General features: G+C 64.4%; 6 protein-coding genes and 1 pseudogene. 2 read left to right on the plus strand and 5 right to left on the minus strand.

Annotation, left to right across the window (positions count from 1 at the left end; genetic code table 11):
* Both AHiyo1_RS28165 and AHiyo1_RS05215 read right to left on the minus strand, forming a co-directional pair.
* On the minus strand, nucleotides 1-103 hold a 103-nt coding region (locus AHiyo1_RS28165; RefSeq protein ID WP_172465502.1), incomplete at its 3' end, for a biotin carboxylase N-terminal domain-containing protein.
* A gap of 4 nt (nucleotides 104-107) precedes the next feature.
* Nucleotides 108-1,714, minus strand: a pseudogene (locus AHiyo1_RS05215) (carboxyl transferase domain-containing protein).
* A gap of 149 nt (nucleotides 1,715-1,863) precedes the next feature.
* Between AHiyo1_RS05215 and AHiyo1_RS05220 the strand changes: the two are divergent.
* A complete protein-coding gene (locus AHiyo1_RS05220; RefSeq protein ID WP_059387833.1) occupies nucleotides 1,864-2,493 on the plus strand; it encodes an SACE_7040 family transcriptional regulator in 630 nt (209 codons plus the stop codon).
* Between the two features lie 147 nt (nucleotides 2,494-2,640).
* Here AHiyo1_RS05220 and AHiyo1_RS05225 read toward each other — a convergent pair whose 3' ends face one another.
* From AHiyo1_RS05225 to pdhA, 3 genes are read right to left on the minus strand one after another with little or no spacing between them, the layout of a single operon-like run.
* Nucleotides 2,641-4,050, minus strand: coding sequence for a dihydrolipoamide acetyltransferase family protein (locus tag AHiyo1_RS05225; protein ID WP_059387834.1), 1,410 nt, complete (start codon nucleotides 4,048-4,050; stop codon nucleotides 2,641-2,643).
* The gene (locus AHiyo1_RS05230; protein ID WP_059387835.1) at nucleotides 4,047-5,057 is read right to left on the minus strand and encodes an alpha-ketoacid dehydrogenase subunit beta; all 1,011 of its coding nucleotides are present in this window, start codon (nucleotides 5,055-5,057) and stop codon (nucleotides 4,047-4,049) included. Before AHiyo1_RS05230 ends, AHiyo1_RS05225 begins: the two co-directional genes overlap by 4 nt.
* The gene (gene pdhA / locus AHiyo1_RS05235) at nucleotides 4,972-6,222 is read right to left on the minus strand and encodes a pyruvate dehydrogenase (acetyl-transferring) E1 component subunit alpha (RefSeq protein ID WP_084784365.1); all 1,251 of its coding nucleotides are present in this window, start codon (nucleotides 6,220-6,222) and stop codon (nucleotides 4,972-4,974) included. The genes AHiyo1_RS05230 and pdhA overlap by 86 nt, the downstream gene beginning before the upstream one ends.
* Nucleotides 6,223-6,417: 195 nt before the next feature.
* On the opposite strand from pdhA, the gene AHiyo1_RS05240 reads away from it, so the two are divergent.
* Nucleotides 6,418-6,903, plus strand: coding sequence for an Lrp/AsnC family transcriptional regulator (locus AHiyo1_RS05240; RefSeq protein ID WP_059387836.1), 486 nt, complete (start codon nucleotides 6,418-6,420; stop codon nucleotides 6,901-6,903).
* Nucleotides 6,904-7,015 lie beyond the last annotated feature (112 nt).

Below are 7,015 nucleotides of genomic sequence, written 5' to 3' on the forward strand. Positions count from 1 at the left end.
CCGCAACGGAACGGATGCCCATGGCCTTGAGGGTGCGGATGACGCGGCAGGCGATCTCGCCACGGTTGGCGACAAGGATGGTTTCGAAGGAGTTGATGGTCATGGGGTCACATCCGGAAGAGGCCGAAGGAGGTTTCCGGCAGGGGTTGGCGGGAGACGGTATCCAAGGCCATGCCCAGGACGCGCCGGGTGTCAGCGGGGTCGATGATGCCGTCGTCCCAGAGCCGGGCGGTGGAGTAGTAGGGGCTGCCTTGGTCCTCGTATTGCTGCCTGATGGGGGCCTTGAAGGCTTCCTCGTCCTCGGCGGACCATTCCTCGCCGCGGGCCTCGTACTGGTCGCGCTTGACGGTGGCGAGCACGCTGGAGGCCTGGTTCCCGCCCATCACCGAGATCCGGGACGCCGGCCACATCCAGAGGAAGCGCGGAGAGTAGGCGCGGCCGCACATCGAGTAGTTTCCGGCACCGAAGGAACCGCCGATCACCACCGTCAGCTTGGGCACGCGGGCGGTGGCGACGGCGGTGACCATCTTGGCGCCGTTCTTGGCGATGCCGCCCTGCTCGACGTCCTTGCCGACCATGAAGCCGGAGAGGTTCTGCAGGAAAACCAAGGGGATGCCGCGCTGGTCGCACAACTCGATGAAGTGCGCGCCCTTGAGGGAGGACTCGCTGAACAACACACCGTTGTTCGCCACGATGCCCACAGGGTGGCCGTGCAGCTTCGCGAACCCCGTCACCAAGGTGGTGCCGTAGTTCTTCTTGAACTCGTGGAACCTCGAGCCGTCCACGAGCCGGGCGATGACTTCCCGGACATCGTACTGGGCGTTGACGTCTGTTGGAACGGCACCATAGATCTCGCCCGGGTCCACCACGGGCTCGACGGCGGTGTCCACGTCCCAGGCGCGGGCTGCAGGCTTGGGCAGGGTGGAGACGATGTCGCGGACGATCTGCAGTGCGTGCTCGTCGTTTTCGGCGAGGTGGTCCGTCACACCGGAAATCCGCGAGTGCACGTCGCCGCCGCCGAGTTCCTCGGCGGTGACGATTTCACCGATGGCGGCCTTCACGAGGGGCGGTCCGCCCAGGAAAATGGTGCCCTGGTTGCGGACAATGACGGTTTCGTCGCTCATGGCGGGAACGTAAGCGCCACCGGCCGTGCAGGACCCCATGACCGAGGCGATCTGCGGGATCTTCGCCGCTGACATCCTCGCCTGGTTGAAGAAGATCCGGCCAAAGTGCTCCTTGTCCGGGAACACCTCGTCCTGCTTGGGCAGGAACGCTCCCCCGGAATCCACGAGGTAGACGCACGGCAGCCTGTTCTCCAGCGCGATTTCCTGCGCCCGGAGATGCTTCTTCACCGTCATCGGGTAATACGTTCCGCCCTTGACCGTGGCGTCGTTGGACACCACCATCACCTGGCGGCCATGGACCAAGCCGATCCCCGCGATCACTCCGGCACCCGGGGAGTCGTCGTTGTACATCCCGTTGGCCGCCAGCGGGGCGATCTCCAGGAACGGGCTTCCCTCGTCCAGCAAGTAGTTGATGCGCTCGCGCGGCAACAGCTTGCCCCGGGAGATGTGCCGCTCGCGCGACTTCTCCGGGCCACCCAGGGCGCCACCGCTAGGCGCTTCTTCAGCTCGTAAACCAGGGACAGCTGCGCTTCCGCGTTGGCCGCGAACTGATCGCTGCTGGTATCCAGCTGGCTGGCGAGTGTCTCCATCGACTGTGTCCCATCCCGGCCAATGGCCATCTCAGTTAGTACCGCATAACTGGAATTTAGGTTAGTCTCTATTAACTGTGTTGTCCATCACCCCGACACGGGGCCGCCCGGTACAGGCGCTGAAGTGGACGCGTGCAAAAGGAGGAATTGTGGTCACCTTCCAGCGGAGCTCCCAGCAGGACGGCCCAGCACCGACCCAGCGGAGCCAAGCCAAGGAAACACGGCGCAAGGCCCTCCTGACCGCCGCGGCCGGGTTGTTCGCCGCCGATGGTTTCAACCGCGTGTCCCTTGAGGACCTGGGGGCCGCGGCAGGAGTCAGCGGACCTGCGGTGTACCGGCACTTCCCAGGAAAACAAGCCGTGCTCGCCGAGCTGCTGTTGAGTGTGAGCCGGAATCTGCTCGACGGCGGCCGCACCGTGGTGTCCGAAGCCGCCGACGCTGAAGCTGCGTTGCGCGGACTGGTGGAGTTCCACGTGGACTTCGCCCTCAGCAATCCCGATGTCATCCGGGTCCAGGACCGCGACTTCAGCAACCTCAGCGACGCCGACCAGGCCGAAGTCCGCACCCTGCAGCGCAACTATGTGGAACTGTGGGTGGGGGTGCTCGGCGAATTGCATCCGGACACGGATCCCGCCGAGCTCCGGGTCCGCGCGCACGCAGCCTTCGGCCTCATCAACTCGACGCCGCACTCGGTCCGGCACCATGGTCGACGCATGGCGGTCAAGAGTGCCCGGCCCATCCTCGAACGCATGGCCCTGGCCGCCCTGACGGTGCGCTAACCTTCCGCTAGCAAGGCCCAACTAACTCCCCACCGCCACCTTGCCTCGCAAGCTCGGCCAGGAACCCTGGCGGCGTGGGCCCAGCAGTTGTTGTCGTTTTGAGCCTCCAAAACGACACAACTGCGAGTCAGTTGGCCTGGAGAGCCGCTAGATCATGGTCATGACGGTTGCTGGGTCGGACAGGATCGCGCCCAGGTCGGCCAGGAACTTCGAGCCCTGTTCGCCGTCCACCAGTCGATGGTCGAAGGACAGGCTCAACGACATCACCTGGCGCACCGCGAGTTCGTCGTTGTGCACCCAAGGAGCTTTGCGCACTGATCCCAGCGCCACGATGGCAGCCTCGCCCGGGTTCAGGATGGGGGTTCCGGCGTCGATCCCGAACACGCCGATGTTCGTGATCGAAATGGTCCCGCCCGTCAGATCTGCTGGGGAAGTCTTGCCTGAACGTGCCGTGTCCGTCAGCTCGGACAGCGCCGTGGACAGTTCCAGCAGCGTCATCTTGTCCGCGTCTTTGATGTTGGGAACAGTCAGACCCCGCGGAGTGGCGGCGGCGATACCCAGGTTCACGTAGTTGAACTGCACGATCTCCTGTGCGCCTTCGTCCCAGCGGGAGTTCAGCGTCGGGTTCCTGCGCAAGGCGATCAACACCGCCTTGGCCGCGATGGTCAACGGCGTGAGCTTGTACCCGGCAAATTCGCGACTCGCCTTGAGCCGCGTCAGCAGTTCCATGGTGGGCGTGACGTCAACGGTCAGGAACTCGGTCACATGCGGCGCCGTGAACGCACTTTGCACCATGGCAGCGGCCGTGAACTTCCGGACTCCCTTGATAGGTGTGCGGGTCTCGCGTTCAGTGGAAACCCCGACGGCGGACGCGGCGGCCTCGGGAGCGATGAGCTGCGGCTGGGACCCGTCCGCGAAGTCCTGGACATCCGAACGGGTGATCAGGCCTCCCGGTCCGGTTCCCTTGACCAGCTCGAGGTCGACTCCGAGATCCCTCGCCAGTTTGCGGACCGGAGGCGTGGACCGCGGACGCTCTTGCTCCACTGCCTGCCCGCTTGGCACGGAGAGCGGTCCGGGCTGTTCCACCACTGGAACGGGCTCGACGGCGGGAACGGCTTCCCGGGCGGCCTCGCGTTCGCCGGTGCTTCCGTCAAAGGACCGCTGGCGGCGGGCCGGCCGTCCGGACTTTTCGACGACGGCGCCGTAGCCTACGAGGTTTGGCTCGCGCTTCGCCGCAGTCTCCGCGGGGCTTTCCACGGATGCGCCCGCAGCGGAACCGGCAACAGCGGAAGGCGAGGTTCCGGCGTCGTCGACTTCAAAGGACACGATCGGCTTGCCGACCTCCACAACCGAACCGGCTTGTTCGTGCAGGGCGGCCACGGTTCCGGCGAAGGGCGAAGGCAACTCGACCACGGCCTTGGCCGTCTCCACCTCGGCAATGACCTGGTTCAGGGTCACGGTGTCCCCCACCGCAACCTTCCAACTGAGAATTTCCGACTCCGTGAGTCCCTCGCCGAGGTCGGGCAGCCTGAATTCCTTGATCATGGTGGCGCTCATCCTTCCAGCCCGCTCAGGGAGTTGCCGCGGCCGAGTGCGCGGTCCACGCCGTCAAGGATCCTGTCCAGATCCGGCAAGTGGTGCATCTCGAGCTTTGAATACGGGTACGGAATGTCGAATCCCGTGATCCGGACCGGCGCCGATTCAAGGTAGTTGAAGCAACGCTCGGTGATGCTGGCGGCGATTTCGGCGCCGAGCCCGCCGGACTGCGCAGCCTCGTGGGTGATGACGAGCCTGCCGGTCTTGCGGACGGACGCCTCCACTGCCGGGAAATCGATCGGAGCCAGCGAGCGCAGGTCGATAACCTCCACCGAGACCCCTTCGTCGGCGGCGGCCATGGCGGCGTCGTTCGCGGTCTTCACGAGCGGTCCGTACGTCACCAAGGTGACGTCGCTGCCTGCGGTGACCACCCTTGCCTTCTCCATGGACAGTGCCGTGGACAGATCTGCGGTCTCGTCCACTTCGCCCTTGTCGTGGTAGCGGCGCTTGGGCTCGAAGTACAGCACCGGATCGTCCGAGGCGATGGCCTGCTGGATCATGGTGTAGGCATCCTGCGGGTTGGAGACGCTGATGACGCGGAGGCCCGAGGTGTGGGTGAAGTACGCCTCCGGGGACTCCGAGTGGTGCTCGGGTGACCCGATCCCTCCACCGAAGGGAACGCGGATGGTGATGGGCATCTTGACGCGGCCCTGGGTACGGTAATGCATCTTGGCTACTTGGCTGACGATCTGGTCGAATGCCGGGTAGATGAAGCCGTCGAATTGGATTTCGCAGACCGGGCGGTAGCCGCGGTAGGCCAGTCCGACGGCGGTGCCGATGATCGCGGATTCCGCCAAGGGGGTGTCAACCACCCGGTGTTTGCCGAAGTCTTTCTGGAGGCCGTCGGTGACCCGGAAAACGCCACCGAGCGCACCGATGTCCTCACCCATGAGGACAACTTTGGGATCGTTTTCGAGGGACTTGCGCAGGCCGGCGTTGATGGCGCGGGCGAAAGTCAACTTGCTCATCAGAGTGCACCTTCCTGGTTGATCCGCTGAAGCTTTCCAGATAGCGGGAGTAGTGGTCCTTCTGGCGTTCGATCCAGGAGTTGGGCGTGCTGTAGACGTGCTTGAAGAGGTCAAGGGGCGCGGGATCCGGCATGTTGATGACGCCTGACCGCAGGCTCCTTGCCACCTCGTCCGCCTTGGCCTGGGTCTTGGCTTCGACTTCTTCCGTCAGGAGGCCCTTGGTGCGGAGCAGCGCCTTGAGGCGGGCAATCGGGTCCTTGGCCGCCCAGTCCTCAAGCTCGTTGGCGTCGCGGTAACGGGTGGGATCATCCGCCGTCGTGTGCGGGCCCATGCGATAGGTCACCGCTTCGATGAACGTCGGTCCGCCGCCCTTGCGGGCCCGGTCCAGCGCGATACGGGTGACAGCCAAAACAGCCAGGACGTCGTTCCCGTCGACGCGCATGCTGGGGATTCCGAAGCCCGAAGCACGGTCGGCGATCTGGATGTGGGACTGAATCCGGACGGGTTCGGAGATGGCCCAGTGGTTGTTCTGGCAGATGAAGACCACGGGTACCTGGAAGCTTGCCGCGAAGACCATTGCCTCGTTGACGTCGCCCTCGCTCGTCGCACCGTCTCCGAAGAGCGCCACCGCTACCGAGTCGGCGCCGTCGTGCTGGATACCCATGGCGTAGCCGGTTGCGTGCAGCGATTGCGAGCCGATGATGATCTGTTGGGTGGCAATGTTGTGCCGGTACGGGTCCCAGCCGGAGGAGGCATTGCCGCGCCAGGCACGGACCAAGTCCGTGGGCTCCACACCGCGGCAGTAGGCAACGCCGTTGTCCCGGTAGCTGGGGAAGACAAAGTCGTCGTCCCGCAGGGCCCGGCCGGAACCGATCTGCGATGCTTCCTGGCCCAGCAGGGGCGGCCACAAGGCCAACTCTCCCTGACGCTGCAAGGCGGTGGCCTCGGCGTCGATGCGGCGGATGACCACCATGTCTTCGTACAGCGAGCACAGTTGCTCGTCCGTGACATCGCTGACCCAGAGATCGAACTCCGGGTGGCTGATGCGTTCCCCTTCCGGGGAAATCAGTTGGACCAGATCCCCGCCGGTCCGACGCGGGCTTGCTGCACTGATTCCGGGATTCGAAGCCTTGTAGGCGTCCTGGCCGGGTTCGTCCGTCAACACAGTTGATCGCACCTTTCAGCTCGTGCTCGCAGGCCTTTGGAGGGACTTGTGATCCACCCGCGGGCCAGCATCCGGGCGTCGTCGCCTGGATTAATTGTGACCCTACTCACAATGCTCATTGGGTACAACCACCGTTGGAAATTCTGCGCATTTTGCCCTATCTGGGGCAGGCGCACCGTGCTAACGTTGCGCATTATGCAAGCTTTAGATGGCACCGACACACGCCTGCTTTCGGCCATGGCGAAGGATCCACGCGGCACGGTTGTCGCCTTGGCGCAGAAGCTGGGACTATCGCGGAATACGGTCCAGGCACGCATGGCCCTACTGGAAAAGAAGCATGCGTTCCTCTCCTTCGAACGGCGCATCAACCCCGCCGCCCTTGGCTACCCCCTCATGGCGTTCATCTCGGTGCATGTGCAGCAGCAAAAGCTTGGACAGCTTGCCTTGGACCTCGCCGAAATCCCGGAAATCCTCGAGGGGTACGGCCTGACCGGTTCTGCAGACCTCCTGCTGCGGGTGGTGGCTCTCGACGCCGAGGATCTGTTCCGGATCAACGGCAAGATCCTTGCGTGCGACGGGGTGGAACGAACGGACACGGCCATGTCCATGGGGGAATTGATTCCCTTCCGGGTGCAGCCGCTTTTGAACCGGAATACCAAGAAGGCGCTCCGCACCGGCTGAGCGCGTTAAAGGGAGCCAGCCAAGCTCGATGATGCCCTTGCTCCGCGCCGGAATGTGCGATTTGATGCAGGTGGACGCTTTGGGGCCGGGTGGCGGCTTCCGTCCGGTTGGC

This window comes from Arthrobacter sp. Hiyo1 (assembly GCF_001263615.2).
Lineage (GTDB): Bacteria > Actinomycetota > Actinomycetes > Actinomycetales > Micrococcaceae > Arthrobacter.